Source organism: Massilia sp. CCM 8734 (genome assembly GCF_011682155.1).
In the GTDB taxonomy this organism is placed as follows: domain Bacteria; phylum Pseudomonadota; class Gammaproteobacteria; order Burkholderiales; family Burkholderiaceae_D; genus Telluria_A; species Telluria_A rubra.
In genome coordinates, this window is the sequence record NZ_WHJI01000005.1 from 1 (window position 1) to 19,498 (window position 19,498).

The 19,498-nt window shown below is 61.0% G+C and carries 22 protein-coding genes and 2 pseudogenes; 13 read left to right on the top strand and 11 right to left on the bottom strand.

Going from position 1 to position 19,498, the window contains the following annotated elements; translation table 11 throughout:
* Positions 1 to 191: 191 nt before the first annotated feature.
* The 4 genes and pseudogenes from F2P46_RS06325 to F2P46_RS06340 form a co-directional block, all read right to left on the bottom strand.
* A pseudogene (locus F2P46_RS06325) lies at positions 192 to 668 on the bottom strand (IS5 family transposase); the annotation flags it as partial.
* 231 nt (positions 669 to 899) lie between these two features.
* Positions 900 to 1,289 (bottom strand): PaaI family thioesterase, encoded by a 390-nt coding sequence (locus F2P46_RS06330; RefSeq protein ID WP_368737888.1) that lies wholly within the window; start codon positions 1,287 to 1,289, stop codon positions 900 to 902.
* Positions 1,178 to 1,669 carry a class I SAM-dependent methyltransferase gene (locus F2P46_RS38775; protein ID WP_368737889.1) on the bottom strand — a complete coding sequence of 164 codons (492 nt, stop codon included), beginning with the start codon at positions 1,667 to 1,669 and terminating at the stop codon, positions 1,178 to 1,180. The genes F2P46_RS06330 and F2P46_RS38775 overlap by 112 nt, the downstream gene beginning before the upstream one ends.
* 246 nt (positions 1,670 to 1,915) lie before the next feature.
* Positions 1,916 to 2,311: a hypothetical protein gene (locus F2P46_RS06340; protein WP_166886371.1), complete on the bottom strand. Its 396-nt coding sequence runs from the start codon at positions 2,309 to 2,311 to the stop codon at positions 1,916 to 1,918.
* A 626-nt stretch (positions 2,312 to 2,937) separates the two neighbouring features.
* Here F2P46_RS06340 and F2P46_RS06345 point away from each other — a divergent pair.
* Positions 2,938 to 3,354, top strand: a pseudogene (locus F2P46_RS06345) (radical SAM protein); the annotation flags it as partial.
* Between the two features lie 209 nt (positions 3,355 to 3,563).
* Here F2P46_RS06345 and F2P46_RS06350 read toward each other — a convergent pair.
* The 5 genes from F2P46_RS06350 to F2P46_RS06370 form a co-directional block, all read right to left on the bottom strand.
* The gene (locus F2P46_RS06350; protein ID WP_166886374.1) at positions 3,564 to 4,109 is read right to left on the bottom strand and encodes a hypothetical protein; all 546 of its coding nucleotides are present in this window, start codon (positions 4,107 to 4,109) and stop codon (positions 3,564 to 3,566) included.
* Positions 4,110 to 4,210: 101 nt separating this feature from the next.
* Complete coding sequence (locus tag F2P46_RS06355; RefSeq protein WP_166886377.1) at positions 4,211 to 4,675, bottom strand: hypothetical protein; 465 nt, start codon at positions 4,673 to 4,675, stop codon at positions 4,211 to 4,213.
* A gap of 29 nt (positions 4,676 to 4,704) precedes the next feature.
* Positions 4,705 to 6,408 (bottom strand): hypothetical protein, encoded by a 1,704-nt coding sequence (locus F2P46_RS06360; protein ID WP_166886380.1) that lies wholly within the window; start codon positions 6,406 to 6,408, stop codon positions 4,705 to 4,707.
* Positions 6,409 to 6,974: 566 nt separating this feature from the next.
* Positions 6,975 to 7,544, bottom strand: a complete 570-nt coding sequence (locus F2P46_RS06365) for a gamma-glutamylcyclotransferase (RefSeq protein ID WP_166886382.1) — start codon at positions 7,542 to 7,544, stop codon at positions 6,975 to 6,977.
* A gap of 127 nt (positions 7,545 to 7,671) precedes the next feature.
* A complete protein-coding gene (locus F2P46_RS06370) occupies positions 7,672 to 8,604 on the bottom strand; it encodes a LysR family transcriptional regulator (RefSeq protein ID WP_166886384.1) in 933 nt (310 codons plus the stop codon).
* 87 nt (positions 8,605 to 8,691) lie between these two features.
* Here F2P46_RS06370 and F2P46_RS06375 point away from each other — a divergent pair, with 87 nt between their 5' ends.
* The 3 genes from F2P46_RS06375 to maiA are packed head-to-tail and all read left to right on the top strand — an operon-like array spanning position 8,692 to position 10,909.
* Positions 8,692 to 9,234, top strand: coding sequence for a VOC family protein (locus F2P46_RS06375; protein ID WP_166886386.1), 543 nt, complete (start codon positions 8,692 to 8,694; stop codon positions 9,232 to 9,234).
* 8 nt (positions 9,235 to 9,242) lie between these two features.
* Positions 9,243 to 10,268, top strand: coding sequence for a fumarylacetoacetate hydrolase family protein (locus F2P46_RS06380; RefSeq protein WP_166886388.1), 1,026 nt, complete (start codon positions 9,243 to 9,245; stop codon positions 10,266 to 10,268).
* Positions 10,265 to 10,909, top strand: coding sequence for a maleylacetoacetate isomerase (gene maiA, locus F2P46_RS06385; RefSeq protein WP_166886389.1), 645 nt, complete (start codon positions 10,265 to 10,267; stop codon positions 10,907 to 10,909). Before F2P46_RS06380 ends, maiA begins: the two co-directional genes overlap by 4 nt.
* A 7-nt stretch (positions 10,910 to 10,916) precedes the next feature.
* On the opposite strand, the gene F2P46_RS06390 is transcribed toward maiA, so the two are convergent.
* Positions 10,917 to 11,129 (bottom strand): DUF2970 domain-containing protein, encoded by a 213-nt coding sequence (locus tag F2P46_RS06390; RefSeq protein WP_166886391.1) that lies wholly within the window; start codon positions 11,127 to 11,129, stop codon positions 10,917 to 10,919.
* A gap of 426 nt (positions 11,130 to 11,555) precedes the next feature.
* Complete coding sequence (locus F2P46_RS06395) at positions 11,556 to 11,996, bottom strand: CBS domain-containing protein (RefSeq protein WP_166886393.1); 441 nt, start codon at positions 11,994 to 11,996, stop codon at positions 11,556 to 11,558.
* A 325-nt stretch (positions 11,997 to 12,321) separates the two neighbouring features.
* On the opposite strand from F2P46_RS06395, the gene F2P46_RS06400 reads away from it, so the two are divergent.
* From F2P46_RS06400 to fdx, 9 genes are all read left to right on the top strand, one after another.
* A complete protein-coding gene (locus F2P46_RS06400) occupies positions 12,322 to 13,104 on the top strand; it encodes a uracil-DNA glycosylase (RefSeq protein ID WP_166886395.1) in 783 nt (260 codons plus the stop codon).
* A 43-nt stretch (positions 13,105 to 13,147) separates the two neighbouring features.
* The gene (locus tag F2P46_RS06405) at positions 13,148 to 13,774 is read left to right on the top strand and encodes a hypothetical protein (protein WP_166886398.1); all 627 of its coding nucleotides are present in this window, start codon (positions 13,148 to 13,150) and stop codon (positions 13,772 to 13,774) included.
* A 213-nt stretch (positions 13,775 to 13,987) separates the two neighbouring features.
* Positions 13,988 to 14,470 (top strand): Fe-S cluster assembly transcriptional regulator IscR, encoded by a 483-nt coding sequence (gene iscR / locus F2P46_RS06410; RefSeq protein ID WP_166876672.1) that lies wholly within the window; start codon positions 13,988 to 13,990, stop codon positions 14,468 to 14,470.
* Between the two features lie 19 nt (positions 14,471 to 14,489).
* A complete protein-coding gene (locus F2P46_RS06415; RefSeq protein ID WP_166886401.1) occupies positions 14,490 to 15,746 on the top strand; it encodes an IscS subfamily cysteine desulfurase in 1,257 nt (418 codons plus the stop codon).
* Positions 15,747 to 15,774: 28 nt separating this feature from the next.
* Positions 15,775 to 16,164 carry a Fe-S cluster assembly scaffold IscU gene (iscU, locus tag F2P46_RS06420; protein ID WP_099876445.1) on the top strand — a complete coding sequence of 130 codons (390 nt, stop codon included), beginning with the start codon at positions 15,775 to 15,777 and terminating at the stop codon, positions 16,162 to 16,164.
* A gap of 24 nt (positions 16,165 to 16,188) precedes the next feature.
* Positions 16,189 to 16,512 (top strand): iron-sulfur cluster assembly protein IscA, encoded by a 324-nt coding sequence (iscA, locus tag F2P46_RS06425; RefSeq protein ID WP_054263704.1) that lies wholly within the window; start codon positions 16,189 to 16,191, stop codon positions 16,510 to 16,512.
* A 22-nt stretch (positions 16,513 to 16,534) separates the two neighbouring features.
* A complete protein-coding gene (gene hscB, locus F2P46_RS06430; RefSeq protein ID WP_166886403.1) occupies positions 16,535 to 17,050 on the top strand; it encodes a Fe-S protein assembly co-chaperone HscB in 516 nt (171 codons plus the stop codon).
* Between the two features lie 157 nt (positions 17,051 to 17,207).
* The gene (hscA, locus tag F2P46_RS06435) at positions 17,208 to 19,097 is read left to right on the top strand and encodes a Fe-S protein assembly chaperone HscA (protein WP_166886406.1); all 1,890 of its coding nucleotides are present in this window, start codon (positions 17,208 to 17,210) and stop codon (positions 19,095 to 19,097) included.
* A gap of 55 nt (positions 19,098 to 19,152) precedes the next feature.
* The gene (gene fdx / locus F2P46_RS06440) at positions 19,153 to 19,494 is read left to right on the top strand and encodes an ISC system 2Fe-2S type ferredoxin (RefSeq protein WP_166886409.1); all 342 of its coding nucleotides are present in this window, start codon (positions 19,153 to 19,155) and stop codon (positions 19,492 to 19,494) included.
* Positions 19,495 to 19,498: the final 4 nt, after the last annotated feature.

Genomic DNA, 19,498 nt, shown 5'->3' on the forward strand with positions numbered 1-19,498 from the left:
GCGATCGAGTCTTGCAGAACGCTTTCTCGCGGCATCCAAATCGCTTCAAGAACACGCATCCACGGCCACCGGCACTGCCGACCGAAGCCGGCATCAATATGCCAAAAGCGACAATCCTGGGAGATGTTCAGACTGAAAAATGCTCCCTAAACTAATTGCAAAACCGGTCTCAAATAGTTTGACACGCTCCGCCGGTTCGCGCCCTCGATCTCGATGGCGACCGGCATGCCATGCCCTTCTGTCAGTAGGCTGCGCTTGACGCCACCTTTGCCTCGGTCGGTTGGATTGCGGCCGATTTTTTCCCCACCCAAGGGGGCCTTCGTCATCGCGCCATCACGTGCCAGCCATTCCCAATCGATGCCCTTGAGCCGGTCGTATTCCAAGAGTCCTTGGCGCCAAAATTCGGCAAACACGCCGGCATCCGCCCATTCCCGAAAGCGCTGATAGCCTGGCGTGCATGAACAAATCCCCGTTGCATTGAGCGCGTTCCACTGCATGCCGGTGCGCAGCACGAGAAAGATCATGTCGAGCACCAACCGGTTATTCAGCCTGGGCCGGTGGCAGCCCAAAGGATGTGGCTTCGGCGGTGGCAAGAGCTTCTCCATGGCATTCCACATCTCGTCAGAAATCCGCCAACCGTCGTCCCTGTTTTCATACTGCCTAGCCATTTTTCTCACCTCAGGAAAAAATGCTTAGACCAGAATCAGCACGGAACATTCACCAATAAGAATAGACTCTAAGTAAGTGTGCAGAAATTATTGTGATTTATAGGGAACAGAAGCGGATGCCTTGCAAGGCGCACGCCGCGACGCAGTGCGAGCACTGCTAGCGGTGGGCAACACAGCAAGGCGCCGCTTATGGAAGCTGTAAATTACAAAAATTTATGCGCACTCACTTAGCTAGTCACTGCGCACCACGGTGCCTTGTGCGATAGCGCAGATTTTCTCCACCCCGTCTTGCACCGCATAGATCTCCGCCGAGCAAACGGCCTGGCGCTTTCCGACGCTCTTTGCTTGGGCGCGAGCGATCAGATGCGTTCCCGTGGCGGGTCTGACGTAGTTGATCTTGTACTCGGATGTCAGGGCATTGCCGCCGAGCGCTACGCCACCAGCGAAGGTAATGGAGTTGTCGGCGAGGTAGCTGACTACCCCGCCATGCACGAAACCGTGCTGCTGTTTCAGATTGTCAGTGATGTCGATGCGGATTTCCGCTTCAGTCGGCCCGGTGCTGACGAGCTTGGCCGCCAGGAATTGGCTGAACGGCTGGGCTTCAAAGATTTCGCGTGCAATTTCGTGAATGTCGGGCATGTCAACCTCTTAAAGAGAATGGTAAGAACCGTGGAAATCGGGGGGCATGCGTTGGCGTACGAGCGGAATTTCAAGCGCAACAAGCCGAACTGCTGCCGCTCGAATGCCGCTGCCGACATGCGCAGGTATTGGACATATTCATTAGTCTTATCTGCCCCGACCATCGTGATCAGCTCGGGTTTGGCGGCCTCGATCCGCTGGACCCATTCCTGACAGGTGCGGGCATAATCGAGCGCGTCATTGCGAACGTTGACCAGGCTAAGCACGCGGTCGGAAGCTGCCAGGATTTCCCTTTGCTGCGGCAGCATGGAACCAGGGAAGATTTTCTCCGTGATGAATGGCGGGAATTCGGATTCTTCCATCCGGTCGAACACGATGGTTTGCAGCGACAAGCAGCCGCCATACACTTGCTTCCCCCGTTTTTTGATCTGGATACTTCCCACATCAAAACGCTTCGTTTTAATGTTTTTGCAATATTAGCAAATAATATCCCATGTAAGTGATCATGTTTTGTGTGCATCCTCTAAAATATTTCGTGACTATGCACCGCGCATAGCGCGGTCAATGAAGGGCAAAAACATCGCAGTGGTAAACCCCGTCAGGGGGACCTACGAAAACAAATCCAACTGTCCCGTCGCCTTGCCGAATTGCTGGGCCTTCAACGGCGGCACCACCAGCGGCCGCTTGAAACGCGATGTATCAAGCTCGGCAAAGCGCCCGCTGCTCAGGTTCATGCCCAGCCGCTGCACCGCCTTGACGAAATGCTGTCGAATAAGGTCGGCCAACACGGCCTCGCCCGACATGCGCTTGCTGAAGTCGCTGCCGTACTCCTTGCCGCCGCGCATATCGCGCACGCGGTTCATCACGCGCCGGGCGCGCTCGGGGAAATGTATCTCCAGCCATTGCTGGAACAGGGGATTGACTTCCCATGGCAAGCGCAGCACGACGTAATGCGCGCTGACGGCGCCAGCGTCGCGCGCCGCCTCCACCGACACCGGTAGCATTTGGCTGGCCGTTGTAGACATACGTCGTGATCTGCTTGGGGTTTGCGACAGCCGTCTCTAGTATCCCGAGTTAGAAATTCGTTGATGATTAAATGTGGTGAAATCGTAACGAGACAAGGAACAAAGCGCAGACAGGCCGAGGCCTGGCGAGCATTTGTGACGCAGTATCGGTGCGATTGTCGCCATATTATTCAACGAATTTTTAACTCGGGACACTAGGTCCACATCGGGATGCCAGCGCGTGCTGACTCTCCGGCTGCTGGCCGCGATGGCCTCGGTGCTGATGGGCGGACAGGCGGCGGGCGCGGTGAGGCCCGAGCACGCGGGATGCTCTCGATGGCTTCGCCTTCGATCGTCAGTTCAACGGTCAATTCGTTCATGAACACCCTGATCGCTACGAGTGTTGGTTTTCCCTTTAAAGACAAGGGTTTAAACATACACGTGAACAAACTAAGTACCCGCGCAGAAATAAGTGTGAGTTTTTCGCGAACATAGCCGGATGCGATTGCCGTGCGCCCTCCGCTCGCAGTGCGAGCACTGCGAGCGGAGGGCAACGCCGCAGCGCGCCGGCTATGGAAGACAAAAATCACACTTATTTATGGGCGGGTATTTAAGTCGCCATAACAAACGGCTGCATTTACTGCTTTGCGCGGCCGACCCACAGCTACCTTGGCCTGTCGCCGGGGCTGGACTTCGAAAGCCGCCTGTTCGCCAAGGTCAACGCGCCCGAGCTGCTGCGGCGCGAGCTGGCCAGGCCCTCCTACGTGCCGGAGCCGATCGCGCTCGGCGTCAACACCGACGCCTACCAGCCGTGCGAGCGCGCCCTGGGCATCACAAGGCGCGTGCTGGAAGTGCTGCACGACTGCGAGCATCCGGTCGCGCTGATCAGCAAGTCCTCGCTGATAGAACGCGACATCGACCTGATCGGGGCCATGGCGGCCAGGAACCAGGCGATTGCGGCGGTCACGATCACCACGCTCGACCCTGCCATCTCGCGCACGCTCGAGCCGCGCGCGGCGGCGCCGGCGCGGCGTTTGCGCACGACCGCTTTTGTACTGGCCCAGTCTTGGAACTGGCAAACGTAGACAAGCGAATGGTGGGTAATCGGCAGGCTGGGCCGACGCTACAGTGAAGCACTCACCGAGGCTTTTTTATTCGCTCGTCATGCATGCCGATGCAAAGCCGACCACGGTGTTCAGGTGCTTGCATGCCCTGTCATGGTCGCTCCGCGCGCGCAGCGCGTAAGTCCTGTTCAGGCCGTCTTCAGTGACTTCGCACGACGGCGTGCCAAACCCACGACGCCCAGCCCAAGTGCCATCAGCGCATAGATCTCGTGTTCGGGAACGGCGATGACGGTGACGGCGCCGGGCCCGCCAATGGTCGTGCTGTACTTGCCATACTCGAAGCCTTCATAACCGGTAATCACCAGTACGTAAGGGGTGTCGGCGGCCAGCCTGGTCATGAAGCCCGATGTGGTCGTACCAAGAAGATCGTCGTTGCCGATCAGGGCGTTCGTCAGCGACGAGTTGGGATCGAAGCTCGGGCTGTAAATGAAAAGCAACGAGTCGAAAGCTGCCGTCGTCAAGAACGAGTACTCGCCCGCCGCGGAAACCGTGAATCGGAATTGGTTGAAGCTGACATCCGTGCCGACTGCCGACAAGCCGGAAAGGTCCGCGACCGGACGATCAAAAATGGCGGCGCCAGTCGTGTCGCCGGTGATGGTGTGGATGGAATCAGCCTGGGCAGTCGATGCAAAGGCACAAAAGGCGAGGGCGAGCAGTGTCGATTTCAGAAACATGGTCATTCCTTTTTGATAATTGCTAAGTCATTGGGTGGTAGGGCGAAAGCGCAAGCAAGGCCGCAGCGCTCGTAAAGAGCGCGGGTCCTGCCGGCACGTTGCTATTTGGTTTGCGCTGGCAGGATGATCATCCTCCGGCCTCGCCCGTCGACCGATATGTTCGCCGCCGTGCTGGATGTGGCAACCCGGCCGTTTTGCACGGTGAACGACGAAATCTTCGAACGTTGTTGGCCGTCAAACTGACCATCGACCTGCACCGCCAGATTGCTCGTGCCCGCTCCTGGCGTGTACTTGACAAGCAGCGTCATCACCTGGCCGGCGGCGAAAGTGCCGCCGATGACGGGTGACTTGGTTCCAACCACGGTCAGGCCATCCACGCCGTAGACACGGACATTGACCTGCTGCGCAGCTGACTCGAAGGCGATCTTCAGCGTGGCTTGTTGAGCTTGCACAGTTCCAACGATTTCTACAGGCGCATGTGGCTTGCCCTCGGCGGCCGCGGCCGTGAATGAGGTGATCAGTCCGACGGCGAGCGCCGCCGCCAGCGTTGAAATTTTCACTTGCATGATGGCATCCTTAGGGAGACGGGAACGCTTTAGCGGACCGCTTTGGTTTTTTGATTGACAATCGTGGCCTTGCCCGCGATATCACCGCTTGCGATGCGAACCGAGGCCGTGTATTGGCCGCTCGATTTGTTAACGAAGCCTTGCACCGTGAGGACGTACACCTTGTTTGCCTTGGCAAGGAACGAGAACTGCTCGGTTCCGGTGTAATTGTTGTCGGCAACGGCGATCTGCTTGCCGTCTTCGAGCAGCGTGAGCCCGATGTCGCGGATCGAGTCCCCGATGACCTGGATCGAACCTGCGGCAGGGCTGGTGAACCTGATGTAGCGGTTCGCTCCAAGCCTGTTGATGTTGTCCACATCGGCCAGGAACGTCAGGGTCTCGCTGGGGCCGTCCACCGTCATCTGCCGGAACAGCGGCAGGTTCGCCGCATTGCCGCCGTCGTTGGTCTCGCCGGTCCCGAACGCGTCTTGAATGGGGGCGATACCCGACGCTGAGGTCAGTCTGTCGATTGCCGCAATCGTGGAGGCCGAGGTGCCGGGGACTGCTTTCAAGGCCTTGGTGAACGAAAAAATGGAAGTCACAGCCTGGGTACTCTTCTGCCCCCCCGTCATGATGTCGTAGATGGGTCCCAGTCCAAGCGCTACGTTGTCAAACGACTCGTTTGCCGGGTCGAAAAGGTCATACAGCACGGATTGCACCGACGCTTCGGAGAACCAACCCGGATTCGGATCGTCGGAGTCGTTGGTTTCCATGTCGATGACGAGCGTCGTCCGGGCTTGGCCGACTCCTCCGGTATCTTTGTATTTCGCGTCCGGAAAAAGGATCATCGCGCTCAGCGCATTTCCCCACCCTTCGCCAAAGGCAAGCCGTGGATCGACGATGTCGCCAGAGCCGTGACTGCCGCCGATGCTGTCCGAGCGACCCATCTTGTCTTCAAAGTAATGACCCCATTCATGCACCATGACATGGGCATCGTATTCGTCGGTATCCACATCCGCCTTGCCGAGGATGAAGATGGCGCCCACGCCCTTGTTGTAGTGCGAAGTGTTGATCTGGCCCAAAGCACTATCGCCAGGTTCCGGGCGATTGTTGACGCTCCAGTTAATTGGCAGCAAAGGAAAATTCACCAGGGGCCGCACCGCCATGAAAGCGCGTGCCGTCGCGTAGAGCGTGTCGAGGCTGGCAAACGGTGCAGCCGCACGCGCGCCCGTGTAGGATGGCACTCCTCCAAAGCCGCTGCCTGCGTTCAGGTCCTTGACGGTGACCGCCGCAGTGGTTGTAATTGCGGCAGACTCCAGTGCGTACAAGGCGTTGCCGTTGGTGTTGTCCTGAACCCGCAATGGCGGATTGGCCGTCTCGGCGAACGCCCGGACCCTGACCCGCGTGACCAGATCGGGAACCGGGAAGCTGTAGCTACCGTCTTCCCCTGAGGTGGTGACCGCGAGTTCCGTGTTCGCGCCGCCCTCTTTGCTGTATTCAACCAGCACCACCCGCACGTTGCGAATGGGCTTTTGCACAGCCGCGCTGTAGTTAAGCCCGTTCTCCAGCGTCGACGGTACCCGGTCATATGTCAGCTTTCCGTACAACACCTTTCCCTTGGTGTCGGCTTTGGCTTCGTTCACAGCCAAACCTAAAACGCCGAACAAAGAGAGTGCCCCGACGCCAACGAGCCGAGCCAGGCGGCTCGTCTCAAGCTGGCGAAGGCCATATCCCAATGTGCCCCGAACATGCATGAAGATCTCTCCTATAGGTCAATCGCCAACAAAACCATGGCAATCCCTGTTGCCATGGTCACGTTTCGTTGCCCAGGGTTGTACGGGCCGCAGCAAGCTCGGGGCTCATACCGCTGTGCGGCGAATTTGCCTGTTAACAATACCCCATCGTTGACAAATATTTAATATTTTTTTGATACTTGTCAGATGCTGAGGCCGTCTCTTGCTACTCGTTGGTCAAAAACAACAAGCAGCGAATGATTGGAGCAATGGTGCCGTTTTCAGGACTGAATTCATCGCGCCGGAGATAGTTGTTGCGAGGTCTTCTCGCGACGAGGGGGGCGGAAATGGCGGGGGTAATCCAGGCAATTCGCATGTGCGCAAGCATGCGTGGCTTGCGCATCAACTGGAACGCGGCAACGGTAGAGCGTAAGGAATCCGTGAGAATCGTGGTGTATCGCGACGAGGAACCTGGTCGCAACGGTATTGTCCGGCTTGCTTACAGAGATCCTGATCTGTTGATTGCACTTTCGCTCAGCAGCGCACCTTAAGTCGCTGAGGCATTTTTTCCTGATTCTTCACCGCGTTTACGAATCACTTATCTCAGACAGATAGCGTTCGATGTCGAACACATGCGCGTCTTCCATGCCCAGTTCGCGCAGCGCGTGCGCCAGCTCGATCAGGTAGTCGCGGTTGGCGCCGCTCGGGCCGTGCGAGCGCGCGATTTGACGGGCGATATCGCGCTCGCTGGCTTCGCCGAGGAAGGCTGCATTGTCTTCGGTGGCGATGTACACCAGGCCCAGCTCGCTGCTGCCGTCGTCGAAGCGGATCTCGATCGCCAGGCGCAGGTAGCCGTTCTTTTCGCGGTGGTCCAGGTGGGTGAACACTTCGGGCGTGATCAGGTACGCCATGCCGGCGGTGACTGCCCCCTGCTGGGCCACCAGCGTGGCGACGCGGCCCGGCGCCGTTTCCGTGCCACGGTGATCGTGGGAACCTTGCCAGAAGCGCCGGGTCCAATTGCGAATGGTGGCCGGGCGGCGCTCGATGTACGGAAAGTCCGCCTTGAAGATCAGCGAGCCGTAGCCGAACAGCCACACGCGATGGTGGCCGTCGAATTGATCCATGCGCTGGTTGATGGCGATGGTGTTAAAGGACATGGGCAGGTTCCGTTGGAAGCGAGCATCAATTATAGGGGCGGTTCGCCATCGCTGCAGTGGTGGGCCCGGGCGCCGCCGCCGGCACTGCGGGCTCGCTCGCGGCCGGCGACCCGCACCCGTCCGCTGTCTACGGCGCCGGCTGCGCGTTCACCAGCGGAATATTCCAGTCGTGCGACTCGACGAACTTGAACAGGAAGGCGATAAAACTGTCGGCCGCCGGCGAGAGCGAGCGTTTGTCGCGCGTGTACACAAAAAAACGCCGCGTCAGTTCCGGCTCGTGCAGCTGGCGCATGTGCAACTGGTGCAGGCGCACCAGCGGCTCCGCATACGGCAGGCACACGGTCACGCCCAGGCCGGCGCTGACCATGGCCAGCGCGGTGGTCATGAAGGTGACTTCGTTGACGGGATTGAGCGGTACATCGCGCAGCGAATGATGCATGTCGCTCAGCAGGCGCTCGGTGAACTGCCCTTGCAGCGAAATGAAAGGGTGCGCCGCCAGGTCCGACCACGTCACCCGTTCGCGCTGCTCCAGCGCATGCTGCTGCGGAAACACCAGCACGAAGGGCATCTCGAACAGCACCGTCGCCTCGATCTGCGCGGTCGGATCGCGCTCCGGGCCGATGCCGCAGTCGACCTCGCCGCTGAACACGCGCGCCGTCACGTTCTCGACCGCGCAATCGACCAGGCGGACCTGGATTTCCGGATACATCTTGCGGTAAGCGGCGATGACTTGCGGCAGCAGGGTACACGACATCAATTGCGGCGCCGCAATCCGCACCACCCCCTTTTTCAGCCGCGTCTGGCTGGCGATATCGCGCAGTGCGCCGTCGAGGTCGTCGATCATCTTGGAAAACAGGGGCGTCAGCTCGCGTCCGACCTCGGTCAGGGCAATCCGGCGCGTGCTGCGGTCGACCACGCGCACGCCGAGGGTCAGTTCCAGCTCTTTGATCAGGCCCGACAGCGCCGCCTGGGTCACGTGCAAATACTCGGCCGCCAGGGTGAAACTGCCCGTCTTGGCAAGCGCGACAAGAGCGCGCATCTGGCGCAAGGTGGGATTCATAGGTTTATCTGATAAGTCGCGTTGAAAATATTGTTTGAATGATAGTTCGTTTTGCACTCTAATAGAAGAATCAACAGGGGAGCGAGCATGAAAATCACCAGGATTCACCACGTAGCCTACCGCTGCAAGGATGCCAAAGAGACAGTCGAGTGGTACGTGAAGTACCTCAACATGGACTTCGTGCTGGCCATTGCCGAAGACCAGGTGCCGTCGACCGGCGCGCCCGACCCGTACATGCACGTTTTCCTCGATGCCGGCATGGGTAATGTGCTGGCCTTTTTCGAGCTGCCGAGCCAGGCGCCGATGGGCCGCGACGAGAACACCCCGGCCTGGGTCCAGCACCTGGCCCTGGAAGTCGGCTCGATGGACGAGTTGCTCGCTGCCAAGGCGCGCCTCGAAGCGGACGGCATCGAGGTCATCGGGCCGACCAACCACACCATCTTCAAGTCGATCTATTTCTTCGATCCGAACGGACACCGCCTGGAACTGGCCGTCAACACGGCCACGCCCGAGATGCAGCAACAGCTCGACGCCGTCAAATGGGATATGCTCAACGAGTGGTCGCAGACCCGCAAGGCGCCGAAACACGCTGCCTGGATGCACGAAAAACCCGCAGCGGACCACCACTAAAGGCACACATGAAACTTGCAACACTAAAAACAGGCGGGCGTGATGGCGCGCTGGTCGTCGTCAGCCGCGACCTGTCGCGCTACCAGAAGGTTCCCAAGATCGCCGCTACCTTGCAGTTCGCGCTCGACAACTGGGACGATGTGCTCGAACGCTTGCAGGGTGTCTATGTCTCCCTGAACGAGAACGCGACCTGGGACGCCCAGCCCTTCGACCAGGCCCTGTGCCATTCGCCGTTGCCGCGCGCCTACCAGTGGGCCGACGGTTCGGCCTATATCAACCACGTCGAACTGGTTCGAAAATCGCGCAACGCCGAGGTTCCGGCATCGTTCTACACCGATCCGCTGATGTACCAGGGCGGTTCGGATTCCTTCATCGGCCCGCGCGACCCGATTTATGCGCTGTCCGAGGAGTGGGGCATCGACCTCGAAGCGGAAGTGGCCGTCATCACGGGCGACGTGCCGATGGGGGCGAGCATCGAGCGCAGCGCCGCGGCCGTGCGCCTGGCGATGCTGGTCAACGACGTATCGCTGCGTAACCTGATTCCAAACGAGTTGCTCAAGGGCTTCGGTTTCTTCCAGTCGAAAGCGGCCAGCGCGTTTTCGCCGGTATGCGTCACGCCCGACGAACTGGGCGACGCCTGGCAAGACAGCAAATTGCGCCTGCCGCTGAACGTGCACATCAACGACAAGCCTTTCGGCAAGCCGAACGCGGGCGACGACATGACCTTCAACTTCGCGCAACTGGTGGCACATGCGGCAAAGACGCGCGAACTGGCGGCTGGTACCATCATCGGCTCGGGCACGGTATCGAACAAGCAGGGCAACCTGCACGGGTCGAGCATCGACAACGGCGGGGTCGGCTACTGCTGCCTGGCCGAAGTGCGCATGTACGAAACCATCGAGCATGGCGCACCCAAAACGTCGTTCCTCAAATTCGGCGATAGCGTGCGTATCGACATGTTCGATGCCGCCGGGGCCAGCATCTTCGGCGCCATCGACCAGACCGTGACCGTCTACCAGGAGCGCCATCCATGAAGCTGTACACCTATTTCCGCAGTTCGGCGGCGTACCGGGTGCGCATCGCGCTGAACCTGAAAGGGGTCGGTTACCAGGCCATTCCCGTGCATCTGCTGCGCAATGGCGGCGAGCAACTGGCGCCCGAGTATCTGGCCGTCAATCCGAGCGGGCTGGTACCAAGCTTGCAGGACAAGGGCGCCACGCTGACGCAGTCGATTGCGATCCTGGAATACCTGGAAGAGGTCCATCCGCAAGTGCCCTTGCTGCCGCGCGACGCGCTGGGCCGGGCGCGCGTGCGCTCGCTGGCGCTGATGGTGGCCTGCGACATCCATCCGCTGACCAATCTGCGCGTGCTGCGCCATCTGGTGCATCAGGTCGGCTTGTCGGAAGAAGCCAAGACCGAGTGGTATGTGCATTGGTTGCGCGAGGGGATGGCCGCGCTCGAGGCGCATCTGGCCAATTCGCGCGACACCGGGCGTTTTTGCCATGGCGATACGCCGACCATGGCCGACTGCTGCCTGGTGCCGCAAGTGTTCAACGCGCGCCGTTTCCATGTGGATCTGGCGCCGTATCCCACCATTGCCCGCATCGATGCCATGTGCGCGGCCTTGCCGGCTTTCGCCGAGGCGCATCCGGCCCGCCAGCCCGACGCCGAGTAAGGCGTGCTCAACGGGTGGCGAAGGCCACCACGCCGACCAGGGTGGCGATCAGCAGCGCCACCCCGATCAGGCCGGCCAGGATTACATACACGGGATTGAGCGCGGTCACGTCGCGGTCGAAATCCGATTTGCGGCGCAGGCCGACGAACGACCAGGCGATCGCCGCCAGGGTCGCGAAAAAAGACCGTTCGGTGGCCTGGACAGGATTCTTATCAAGCATGTTATTCCCCTTTCGATACCGCGCGCGAGGCAAGCGCCCCGATTCCGTCGAGCATAGCCGCTGCGCCATGCGTGCAACAGGAGCAGATCGGCGCGCGAGACCATATCAAAACCCGGGAACCAAGCCGGCGCCGCTGCGGTCCTATGCACAGGTGAGCCGATTGCGCTCGCCATGCGGGAGAACAAGTATGATCAAGCGTGCTCGATTGACTGCGCCAAGGCAGCGCCATGCCTAAGCGCATCATGCCGGGCCGGCGCGCTCGAAGCAATGGGGCGCAGTGCGGCGTGATGCGGGGGAGGGGGTGTAGCGGCGCACGTAGCTGGCGCTAAAGGGTACTTACCGAGCCAGGCGCGCGTGTATCGGCGTCGGCGCGGGTGTTGCCGTGGCGAGGCGCACGGCTCCGCCCACGGCAAGCGTCAACCTGGCTTATTTTGCTTTTGCGGCAGCGTCGGTTGGCGACGAAATTTCTTGCAAGGCCTGGCCGATGCCGGTCGTTTGCTTGGTTGCCATGTCGCCCAGCGACACAATGCCAACGAGCGAGTGCGATTGCTGGTCCACGACCGGTACCCGACGGATTTGCACGTCGCCCATCTGGGTCAGTACTTCGTCGACCGACTGGGTCGCGTAGCAGGTGCGCACTTCGGTGCTCATCGAATCGCCCACGCGGCTCGCTTCAGGCGCTTTGCCGGCGGCGGTGGAGCGCACGGTGATGTCGCGGTCGGTGATCATGCCGACCAGCTTGCCACCGTCGACGACCGGCACGGAGCCGATATTGAATTCTTTCATGATCTGTGCAGCGCGGTGCACGCTGTCTTCCGGCGAAACTTGTTGAACATCGCGGGTCATGACATCTTGAATGGTTTGCATATGAGTCTCCAAAGCTGAACAGGTTAGTTGTTACTAAGTACCCGCGCAGAAATAAGTGTGAGTTTTTGGCGAACATAGCCGGATGCGATTGCCGTGCGCCCGACGCGACGCAGTGCGAGCACTGCGAGCGGAGGGCAACGCCGCAGCGCGCTGGCTATGGAAGACAAAAATCACAGTTATTTATGGGCGGGTACTTTCATCCCAATCGGGTTGGCAGCATCATGCACTGTTTTCCAAAAAAGGGCCGCGTGGTTGAAATTGCATCTTTCGGCGCGGCGCCGGGACCGCTGTCGGCTACAATCCTTCTTTTTACCGGCAGGTTCCAATGTCCGTCCAACCCATTCCTCCCGCCATCCTCGACGCCGTCTCGCGTGCCGACCTGTCCTGGCAGCCCGTCCTGCGCCAGGGGCTCGAAGCGGTCATGCGCGCTGAGCCGCTGTACCTGCCGACCCTGGCCGCCGACACCTACCTGCCGACCGAACAGCGCCTGTTCGCCGCCTTTGCCCTGCCGCTCGACCAGGTGCGCTATGTGCTGGTCGGCGAGGGGCCGTATCCGCGCGCCGAGAGTGCGACCGGCGTCTGCTTCATGGATGGCGCTGTCGGCAAACTGTGGTGCGAGAGCGGGCTGTCCAAGCCGGTCAACAAGGCGACCTCGCTGCGCAATTTCATGAAACTGCTGCTGGTGGCCGATGGCCAGTTGAACGCCGACGACACCGGGGGCGCGGCGCTGGCGCCGGTGGCCGCTGCGGCGGCGGCCACCGATAGCGGCAGCATCCAGACCCTGGCCGAGTTGCAGCACAATCTGACCCGCCAGGGCTTTCTGCTGCTCAACGCCTCGCTGGTGTTCCGCTCGCACGTGCCGCCGGTCGTCGATGCGCGCGCCTGGCTGCCGTTCCTGCAAACCGTCATGGCCGCGCTGGCGGGCCGCGCACCCAAGCCAACCCTGGTTTTGTGGGGAAAAATTGCGGAGCAACTACAGAAATTGCCAGAAACTAAGAGTTTTCTGCAATTGAGCTCGGAGCATCCGTATAATTTGTCATTCATCCAGCACGCTGGCATGCAGGAGCTGTTCGGGCCGATGCAGTTGCTGCGCGCCGACGCCCAGTGACCCGCAGCGCTTGCCCCAAGCCTGCCTGTAAGGAATGCATGACATGAACAATCTTCTGCTCGCGATGGGCTTGTTGACTTTTGGCAGCGCCGGCCTGGCAAGCGCGGCCCAGGATGCACCGGCGCCGACCGAGCAGGCCACGCCAGCCGGGCAAGCCACTCCCACGGCCCGCGCCGCCCGCAAAGCCCGGGTGCACACGCGCCTGCGCATCATTGACGACGCCAGGGTGGACGTGCGCTTCTACCGCAACAGCACGTGCCCGGACGGTGATGGCGTGATCGCGACCAACAATACCAGCAGGCAGGCTGCCACGTTCCGCAGTAACGCCGCGGTGTCGATCGGCATACCCGAAACGCCAAGCCTGGAAGCCATGAAGGCGCGCATGGGGCCGTTGTTGAGTAAGGTGGCCTACAGGGAATTTGTGTTGACGCCAGGCCAGCCAGTCGCCCTCCAGGCCGGTTATATGTTCGTTACGCGCGCCGACGATTTCACCTGCCCTTTTCCAAGCTATACCTTCGTTCCCGACCAGGGCATCGACTATGAGATGTCAACCGGGGTGGCAGATGGCCGCTGCTGGGTGGCGCTGGGCCGGATCGACATGTCGGAGGGGAGGGCGAAAGTGGTACCCATGACGCTCAACAAGAGCGCCAACTGCGCAGCGGCCAAGTAAGCGCGGCTGAACCAGGAGAGGCGCAACCGCCGCCAGCCCGGCGCGCCATGCCGCGCAAGCACAGGCGGCCAAAAAGGGCGTCCCCAAGACAAGACGCCCCATCTTTGGTATACTTGACTAATTCGATCAACTAATCAGGTCTTTGATGGCAGTCCGCATCAAACTGTGTTGATTGAAACGAGGCAATATTTTACCACTGTGACCGGGGTTGTGATGCGTCTGACCACAAAAGGCCGTTTTGCTGTAACTGCGATGATCGATCTTGCCCTGCGACAGGGCAAGGGTCCCGTCACGCTGTCGGGCATCAGCCAGCGCCAGGCCATTTCGCTCTCGTATCTGGAGCAATTGTTCGGCAAGCTGCGCCGTCACGAGATCGTCGAGTCGATCCGCGGTCCAGGCGGCGGCTACAGCCTGGCCCGCCGCGCCGACAAAGTGACGGTCGCCGACATCATCATCGCCGTCGACGAGCCGCTCGACGCGACCCAGTGCGGCGGCAAAGAAAATTGCCACGGCGCCGATGCGGCCACCGGCACCCGCTGCATGACCCACGAGCTGTGGGCCACGCTCAACGAAAAGATGGTCGACTATCTCGATTCGGTCTCGCTGCAAGACCTGGTCGACCAGCAAAAGCAAAAGAATTCTGAACAAAACGTCGTGCACGTACACCGGCCGCACGCCGCCGTCGGACAAAATTGAAGCATATTGGAGTGATTTGATGAACGCGCCTTTGGACAAAAACCTCGAGCAGACTTTCGTGACTGCCCCGCATTTCCCGATCTACATGGACTATTCGGCGACCACGCCGATCGATCCGCGCGTCGCGGACAAAATGATTCCTTACCTGCGCGAGCAGTTCGGCAATCCGGCGTCGCGCAGCCACATGTACGGCTGGACCGCGGAAGCGGCGGTTGAGGAAGCGCGCGTGCACGTCGCCGCGCTGGTCGGCGCCGATCCGCGCGAGATCATCTGGACTTCCGGCGCGACCGAAAGCAACAACCTGGCGATCAAGGGCGCGGCCCAGTTCTACAAGACCCGCGGCAAGCACATCATCACCGTCAAGACCGAGCATAAAGCCGTGCTCGACACCGTGCGCGAACTCGAACGCGTCGGTTTCGACGCCACCTACCTCGAGCCGCAAGACAATGGCCTGATCACGGTCGCCCAGCTCGAAGCGGCGATCCGCCCGGACACGATCCTGGTGTCGGTCATGCTGGTCAACAACGAAATCGGCGTGATCCAGCCGATCGAAGAACTGGCCGCGCTGTGCCGCTCGAAAGGCATCATTTTCCACTGCGACGCCGCGCAAGCGACCGGCAAGGTGCAGATCGACCTGGCCAACAGCAAGGTTGACCTGATGACCTTTACTGCGCACAAGACTTACGGCCCGAAAGGGATCGGCGCCCTGTACGTGCGGCGCAAGCCGCGCGTGCGGCTCGAAGCGCAGATGCACGGCGGCGGTCACGAGCGCGGCTTGCGTTCGGGCACCCTGGCGACCCACCAGATCGTCGGCATGGGCGAAGCGTTCCGCATCGCAAAAGAAGAGATGGACAGCGAACTGACGCGCGTGACCGCCCTGCGCGACCGCCTCGCCAAGGGCCTGCAAGAGATCGAAGAAGTCTATATCAATGGCGACATGGAACACCGCGTGCCGCACAACCTGAACGTGAGCTTCAATTACGTCGAAGGCGAATCGCTGATCATGGCGATCAAGGATATCGCCGTGTCGTCCGGCTCGGCCTGCACCTCGGCCAGCCTGGAACCATCGTATGTGCTGCGCGCGCTGGGCCGCAGCGACGAGCTCGCGCACAGCTCGATCCGCTTTACCATCGGCCGTTTTTCGACCGAAGCCGACATCGACTTCGCAGTGGACCTGCTCAAGTCGAAAGTCCACAAGCTGCGCGAACTGTCGCCGCTGTGGGACATGTTCAAAGAAGGCATCGACATCAGTTCGATCCAATGGGCAGCCCACTAACCGTATTGAATATTGAAGGAGTTTTACCATGGCATACTCGGACAAAGTGTTGGACCACTACGAAAATCCACGTAACGTCGGCGCCTTCGACAAGGGCGACGAAACGATCGGCACCGGCATGGTTGGCGCGCCGGCTTGCGGCGACGTGATGAAATTGCAGATCAAGGTCGGCGCCGATGGCCTGATCGAAGACGCCAAATTCAAGACCTACGGCTGCGGCTCGGCGATTGCCTCGTCGTCGCTGGTGACCGAATGGGTCAAGGGCAAGACCCTGGACCAGGCGCTGTCGATCAAGAACACCCAGATCGCCGAAGAACTGGCACTGCCGCCGGTCAAGATTCACTGCTCGATCCTGGCGGAAGACGCGATCAAGGCGGCCGTGTTGGACTACAAGACCAAGCATCCTGCTGTCGCTTAAGCGCCGTCACACGCGGAGGGAAACATGGCAATCACACTGACCGAAAAAGCAGCCAAGCACATCAACCGCTATATTGAACGTCGCGGCAAGGGTGTTGGATTGCGTTTTGGCGTGCGCACCACGGGCTGCTCGGGCCTGGCCTACAAGCTCGAATATGTCGATGAAGCGGCGGCCGAAGACAATGTCTTCGAGTCGCATGGCGTGAAGGTCTTTGTCGACCCGAAAAGCCTGCCGTACATCGACGGTACCGAGCTCGACTTCACGCGCGAGGGCTTGAACGAAGGCTTCCGCTTCAACAATCCGCACGTCAAGGACGAGTGCGGTTGCGGCGAAAGCTTCCGCATCTGACCGCGGTCAGGTAGTCGCACCCATGCAGAATCACTTCGATCTCTTCAACCTGCCGCCCCGTTTCTCGCTCGACACGGGCGCCCTCGATTGCGCCTACCGCGACGTCCAGGGCCAGGTCCACCCCGACCGCTTCGTCAACGCCACCGACGCCGAAAAACGGGTCGCCATGCAATGGGCCACGCGCGCCAACGAGGCTTACCAGACCCTGAAAAATCCGCAGAAGCGCGCGCAGTATCTGTGCGAGCAAAACGGCGTCGACCTGCAAACGGAGTCGAACACGGCCATGCCGATGGCGTTCCTGATGCAGCAGATGGAATGGCGCGAGGCGCTCGGCGACGCGCGAGCAGGCAAGGACCTCAGCGCGCTGGAAGAACTCGACGAGCAGGTCAAGCAGGAGCGCACCTCGCGCCTGGTCCAGATCGGCGGGCAGCTTGACACGGGCGATTACGAGCAAGCGGCGCAGGGGGTGAGGGCGCTGATGTTTTTGGAAAAATTCGGTGAAGAGCTCAGCTTCGCCTTTGACGCGTTGGAGCAGTAAGCACGCCTTGGACGCTTGCGCCAGACGTGCCCGCGTCGTTCCCGCGCAGGCGGGAACCCAAGTTGGTACTGTAGCCGCAGGCTGATTGACGGACTTAGGTTCCCGCCTGCGCGGGAACGACGCCGGCCTTAGCACATAACAAGAAATCGGTAATCACATGGCACTTTTGCAAATCTCAGAACCCGGCATGTCGACCGCGCCGCACCAGCATCGGCTGGCCATCGGCATCGACCTGGGCACCACCAATTCGCTGGTCGCCACCGTGCGCAGCGGCAATCCCGAAGTGTTGAGTGACGAAGAAGGCCGACCGCTGCTGCCGTCCATCGTGCGCTACCTGCCGAACGGCCACGCCAACATCGGCTACAAGGCCCAGGCCCACCAGACCACCGATCCCAAGAACACCATCGTCTCGGTCAAGCGCTTCATGGGGCGCGGCCTGGCCGATATCGCCTACGCCGAAAACCTGCCTTACGATTTCCAGGATTCGCCCGGCATGGTGCAGATCAAGACCGTGGCCGGCATCAAAAGCCCGGTTGAAATCTCGGCCCAGATCCTTGCCACCTTGCGCCAGCGCGCCGAAGACTCGCTCGGCGACGAACTCGTCGGCGCGGTCATCACCGTGCCCGCCTATTTCGACGACGCCCAGCGCCAGGCCACCAAGGACGCGGCCCAACTGGCCGGCCTGAACGTGCTGCGCCTCTTGAGCGAGCCGACCGCAGCGGCAATCGCCTACGGCCTCGATCACGGCTCCGAAGGCGTGTTCGCCGTCTACGACCTTGGCGGCGGCACCTTCGATATTTCGATCCTCAAGCTGTCCAAGGGCGTGTTCGAAGTGCTGTCCACGGGCGGCGATTCGGCCCTGGGCGGCGACGATTTCGATCACCGCCTGTTCTGCTGGATCTGCGAGCAAGCCAGACTGGCCCCCTTGTCGGACGAGGACACGGCCGTCCTGATGGTCAAGGCGCGCCAGGCCAAGGAACTGTTGTCGACCAACGTCGACACCACCATCGACGCCATCCTCAACTCCGGCGAGATCGTGCAGGTGAAAATCAGCGCCGAAGTCTTTGCCGACATCACCAAGCACCTGGTCAACAAGACCATGACCGCGATCAAAAAAGCCATGCGCGACGCTTCCGTGTCGGTCGACGATGTCGACGGCGTGGTGATGGTCGGCGGCGCCACCCGCATGCCGCACGTGCGGCGCGCGGTTACCGAATTTTTCAAGACCATCCCGCACGCGAACATCGATCCCGATAAAGTGGTGGCGTTGGGCGCCGCGATCCAGGCCAACCTGCTGGCCGGTAACCGCGCCGCCGGCGACGATTGGCTGCTGCTCGACGTGATTCCGCTCTCGCTCGGCATCGAAACCATGGGCGGCCTGGTCGAAAAAATCATCCCGCGCAATTCGACCATTCCGTGCGCCCGCGCGCAGGAATTCACCACCTTCAAGGATGGCCAGACCGCGCTGGCGGTGCACGTGCTGCAGGGCGAGCGCGAACTGGTGTCCGATTGCCGTTCGCTGGCGCGCTTCGAGCTGCGCGGCATTCCCCCCATGGTGGCCGGCGCCGCGCGCATCCGCATCACCTACCAGGTCGATGCCGATGGCCTGCTGTCGGTGGCGGCGCGCGAAACGCGTTCCGGCGTGGAAGCGTCGATCACGGTCAAGCCATCGTACGGCCTGGCCGACGATGAAGTGGCGCGCATGCTGCAGGATTCGTACACCTCGGCGCAAGGCGACATGGTGCTGCGCGCGCTGCGCGAAGAACAGGTCGAGGCCGAGCGTATCCTGCTGGCCACGCAGTCGGCCCTCGATGGCGACGCCGCGCTGCTCTCCGCCGACGAACGCGGCTCGGTAGGCACGCTGATGGCCAGCGTGCGCGCCGCACTGGCCGCATCGAACATCGACGACGGCGAGCCGGCGGAAAAACAAGTTGCCCTGCACGCCGCGGTCGATGCGCTGGCCCACGGCACCGAAGAATTCGCGTCGCGCCGCATGGACCAGAGCGTGCGCAGCGCGCTGGCCGGCAAAACGCTCGACGAAGTCTGAACACCCCGGACCCGGCACTGCCGGGTCCCACGAACACACTACCAGGACAATCACCGTGCCCCAAATCGTATTCCTTCCCCATCCCGTCTTCTGCCCTGAAGGCGCCGTCATCGAGGCGCCCGCCGGCAAGTCGGTGTGCGACATCATGCTCGAAAACGATATCGAAATCGAGCACGCCTGCGACCGCGTCTGCGCCTGCACCACCTGCCACGTGCTGGTGCGCGAGGGCTATGCCTCGCTCAACGAGCCCGAAGAAAAAGAAGAAGACCTGCTCGACCGCGCGTGGGGCCTAGAGAGCGTCTCGCGCCTGTCGTGCCAGGCGATCGTGGGAACCGAAGACCTGGTGGTCGAGATTCCGAAGTACACGATCAATCATGCGGCTGAAAAGAACCATTGATCGG

What these genes read in the sequence shown, in the direction of transcription:
- F2P46_RS38775 (WP_368737889.1), bottom strand. Translation starts at nt 1,669, where the DNA reads ATGGAAGAATCCGAATTCCCGCCATTCATCACGGAGAAAATCTTCCCT.
- F2P46_RS06340 (WP_166886371.1), bottom strand. Translation starts at nt 2,311, where the DNA reads ATGCTACCGGTGTCGGTGGAGGCGGCGCGCGACGCTGGCGCCGTCAGC.
- F2P46_RS06350 (WP_166886374.1), bottom strand. Translation starts at nt 4,109, where the DNA reads ATGTTTCTGAAATCGACACTGCTCGCCCTCGCCTTTTGTGCCTTTGCA.
- F2P46_RS06355 (WP_166886377.1), bottom strand. Translation starts at nt 4,675, where the DNA reads ATGCAAGTGAAAATTTCAACGCTGGCGGCGGCGCTCGCCGTCGGACTG.
- F2P46_RS06360 (WP_166886380.1), bottom strand. Translation starts at nt 6,408, where the DNA reads ATGCATGTTCGGGGCACATTGGGATATGGCCTTCGCCAGCTTGAGACG.
- F2P46_RS06365 (WP_166886382.1), bottom strand. Translation starts at nt 7,544, where the DNA reads ATGTCCTTTAACACCATCGCCATCAACCAGCGCATGGATCAATTCGAC.
- F2P46_RS06370 (WP_166886384.1), bottom strand. Translation starts at nt 8,604, where the DNA reads ATGAATCCCACCTTGCGCCAGATGCGCGCTCTTGTCGCGCTTGCCAAG.
- F2P46_RS06375 (WP_166886386.1), top strand. Translation starts at nt 8,692, where the DNA reads ATGAAAATCACCAGGATTCACCACGTAGCCTACCGCTGCAAGGATGCC.
- F2P46_RS06380 (WP_166886388.1), top strand. Translation starts at nt 9,243, where the DNA reads ATGAAACTTGCAACACTAAAAACAGGCGGGCGTGATGGCGCGCTGGTC.
- maiA (WP_166886389.1), top strand. Translation starts at nt 10,265, where the DNA reads ATGAAGCTGTACACCTATTTCCGCAGTTCGGCGGCGTACCGGGTGCGC.
- F2P46_RS06390 (WP_166886391.1), bottom strand. Translation starts at nt 11,129, where the DNA reads ATGCTTGATAAGAATCCTGTCCAGGCCACCGAACGGTCTTTTTTCGCG.
- F2P46_RS06395 (WP_166886393.1), bottom strand. Translation starts at nt 11,996, where the DNA reads ATGCAAACCATTCAAGATGTCATGACCCGCGATGTTCAACAAGTTTCG.
- F2P46_RS06400 (WP_166886395.1), top strand. Translation starts at nt 12,322, where the DNA reads ATGTCCGTCCAACCCATTCCTCCCGCCATCCTCGACGCCGTCTCGCGT.
- F2P46_RS06405 (WP_166886398.1), top strand. Translation starts at nt 13,148, where the DNA reads ATGAACAATCTTCTGCTCGCGATGGGCTTGTTGACTTTTGGCAGCGCC.
- iscR (WP_166876672.1), top strand. Translation starts at nt 13,988, where the DNA reads ATGCGTCTGACCACAAAAGGCCGTTTTGCTGTAACTGCGATGATCGAT.
- F2P46_RS06415 (WP_166886401.1), top strand. Translation starts at nt 14,490, where the DNA reads ATGAACGCGCCTTTGGACAAAAACCTCGAGCAGACTTTCGTGACTGCC.
- iscU (WP_099876445.1), top strand. Translation starts at nt 15,775, where the DNA reads ATGGCATACTCGGACAAAGTGTTGGACCACTACGAAAATCCACGTAAC.
- iscA (WP_054263704.1), top strand. Translation starts at nt 16,189, where the DNA reads ATGGCAATCACACTGACCGAAAAAGCAGCCAAGCACATCAACCGCTAT.
- hscB (WP_166886403.1), top strand. Translation starts at nt 16,535, where the DNA reads ATGCAGAATCACTTCGATCTCTTCAACCTGCCGCCCCGTTTCTCGCTC.
- hscA (WP_166886406.1), top strand. Translation starts at nt 17,208, where the DNA reads ATGGCACTTTTGCAAATCTCAGAACCCGGCATGTCGACCGCGCCGCAC.